Consider the following 2,429-nt stretch of genomic DNA (forward strand, 5'->3'; position numbering starts at 1 on the left):
CGGCCTGGCCCTGAAGCTGGTGACCCACGACCTCGTGCTCGAGACGTATCCCTCCGTGCGGACCTTGCGCACCATGAACGCCGAGACCAACGCCCACATGAACGCCGTCAACGAGCAGCTCGGCTACCGGAAGGTCGAGACCCTGCTGGAGATGCAGAAGCGGCTGCCGGAAGCTCAGAGCTTGCGGACCCGCACGTAGCGGACCGAGTGGTCGGAGTCCTTGCGCAGGACCAGCGTGGCCCGGCCGCGGGTGGGGGCGACGTTCTCGGCCAGGTTGGGGCCGTTGATGGTGTCCCAGATGCGCCCGGCCTCGGCCACCGCCTCCTGCTCGGTGAGGCCGGCGTACTTGGCGAAGTACGACGCGGGGTCGCGGAAGGCGGTCTCGCGCAGGCGCAGGAAGCGCTCGACGTACCACTGCCGAATGTCCGACCGCTTGGCGTCGACGTAGACGGTGAAGTCGAAGAAGTCGCTGACCGCCAGGCCCGCGCGGCCGTCGTCCCGGACCCGGGCGGGCTGGAGCACGTTGAGGCCCTCGACGATGACGACGTCGGGCCGGTTGACGACGACCTTCTCACCGGGGACGACGTCGTAGGTGAGGTGTGAGTAGACCGGTGCCTCCACCTCGTCCCTGCCCGACTTGATGTCGATGACGAAGCGGAGGAGCGCCTTGCGGTCGTAGGACTCGGGGAACCCCTTGCGGTGCAGGATCCCGCGGCGCTCGAGCTCGGCGTTGGGGTAGAGGAACCCGTCGGTGGTCACCAGCGCCACGTGGGGGTGCTCGGGCCAGTGGGCCAGCATCTGCTGCAGCACGCGGGCGGTGGTCGACTTGCCGACGGCGACCGAGCCGGCCAGGCCGATCACGAACGGCGTGCGCGGCGGCTGCTGGCGGTGGAGGAACTCCTCCTGCTCGCGGTGCAGCCGGCCGGCCGTGGCGACGTACAGGCTCAGCAGGCGGGAGAGCGGCAGGTAGACCTGCTCCACCTCGTCGAGGTCGAGCGCGTCACCCAGACCGCGCAGCCGGGCGACCTCCTCGGGCGACAACGGGTTGTCCTGCTGCGGGGTGAGCGCCGCCCAGGCCTCGCGGTCGAGCTCGACATACGGCGATGCCTCGCCGGAACCGTTGCCGTTGGCCATCGCGTGACTCAGGCGGGCGACTCGACGACGGCCCTGATGCGCTCCAGCGTGGTCCTCATCCCCTTGCGGTTGGTGCGTCCTCGCGCCCAGCCGAGCAGCGTCCAGTAGAGGCGCAGCGCCGGGTTGGCGTCGAGCTCGAACGACTCGGTGACGGCGACCCCGTCCGAGGCCTTCTCGATCCGGTAGCGCCACGTGTTGACCGGGCGGTCGCCTGCCATCACGGTGAACCCGAACTCGCGGCCGGGGTCGGCGGCGACGACCCGGCACAGCGTCCAGTACGTCGGCCCGACGCCGTTGCGCTTCACGTGCCCCTTGAACCAGGCGCCCTCCTCCGGGCCCGTCGAGCCGCGCGTCCAGCGGGCCTCGAAGGTCTCCGGGCTGAACTCGCCGATGCGGGTGACGTCGCTGACGAGGTCCCACACGGCATCGGGGGAGGCGGCCATGTGCACGGTGACCGAGTCGGTCATGGGCGAAGGCATGGGAGACAGGCTAGCGAGGGGGTCGCCCCTAGGATGGCCCCCATGTGCGGAATCGTCGGGTACGTCGGGGACAAGCAGGCACAGCACGTGGTGATCGACGGGCTGCGAAGGCTGGAGTACCGGGGCTACGACTCGGCGGGCATCGCGCTGGTCGACGACGGGCGGCTCGCCACCGACAAGCGGGCCGGCAAGCTGGCCAACCTCGAGAAGGCGATCGGTGAGTCCCCGCTGCCGGCGTCCACGACGGGCATCGGGCACACCCGCTGGGCCACGCACGGCGCCCCCACCGACCCCAACGCCCACCCGCACCTCGGCAAGCGGCGCCGCGTGGCGGTCGTGCACAACGGCATCATCGAGAACTTCGCGATCCTGCGCGCCGAGCTCGAGGGGAGCGGTCACGAGATGCTGTCCGAGACCGACACGGAGGTGACCGCGCACCTGCTCGAGCTCGAGGTCCAGGGCGGTGCCGACCTCACCACCGCCATGGAGAACGTGTGCCGGCGCCTGGAGGGTGCGTTCACCCTGGTCGCCGTCGACGCCGAGGACCCCTCCCGCGTCGTCGCCGCCCGACGCAACTCGCCGCTCGTCGTCGGGCTGGGCGAGGGGGAGAACTTCCTCGGCTCGGACGTGGCGGCCTTCATCGAGCACACCCGCGAGGCGATGGAGCTCGACCAGGACCAGGTCGTGACCATCACCCGCGAGGGCGTGTCGATCTCCGGCTTCGACGGCACGCCGGCGGAGGGGCGCCGCTACCACGTCGACTGGGACCTCAGCGCGGCCGAGAAGGACGGCCACGACTGGTTCATGCGCAAGGAG

Annotated in this window: 2 protein-coding genes and 2 pseudogenes; 2 read left to right on the forward strand and 2 right to left on the reverse strand. The window is 70.7% G+C overall.

Annotation, left to right across the window (positions count from 1 at the left end; genetic code table 11):
- Positions 1-199, forward strand: a pseudogene (locus VLF38_RS03450) (hypothetical protein); the annotation flags it as partial.
- Here VLF38_RS03450 and coaA read toward each other — a convergent pair.
- On the reverse strand, positions 175-1,134 hold the full coding sequence (gene coaA, locus VLF38_RS03455; protein ID WP_325269890.1) for a type I pantothenate kinase: 960 nt from the start codon (positions 1,132-1,134) through the stop codon (positions 175-177). The pseudogene VLF38_RS03450 and the gene coaA sit on opposite strands and share 25 nt — an antisense overlap.
- Before the next feature lie 8 nt (positions 1,135-1,142).
- Positions 1,143-1,613 (reverse strand): SRPBCC family protein, encoded by a 471-nt coding sequence (locus VLF38_RS03460; RefSeq protein WP_325269891.1) that lies wholly within the window; start codon positions 1,611-1,613, stop codon positions 1,143-1,145.
- 42 nt (positions 1,614-1,655) lie between these two features.
- Here VLF38_RS03460 and VLF38_RS03465 point away from each other — a divergent pair.
- Positions 1,656-2,429: pseudogene (locus VLF38_RS03465) on the forward strand (glutamine--fructose-6-phosphate aminotransferase); the annotation flags it as partial.

This window comes from Nocardioides sp., assembly GCF_035481145.1.
Lineage (GTDB): Bacteria > Actinomycetota > Actinomycetes > Propionibacteriales > Nocardioidaceae > Nocardioides.

What these genes read in the sequence shown, in the direction of transcription:
- coaA (WP_325269890.1), bottom strand. Translation starts at nt 1,134, where the DNA reads ATGGCCAACGGCAACGGTTCCGGCGAGGCATCGCCGTATGTCGAGCTC.
- VLF38_RS03460 (WP_325269891.1), bottom strand. Translation starts at nt 1,613, where the DNA reads ATGCCTTCGCCCATGACCGACTCGGTCACCGTGCACATGGCCGCCTCC.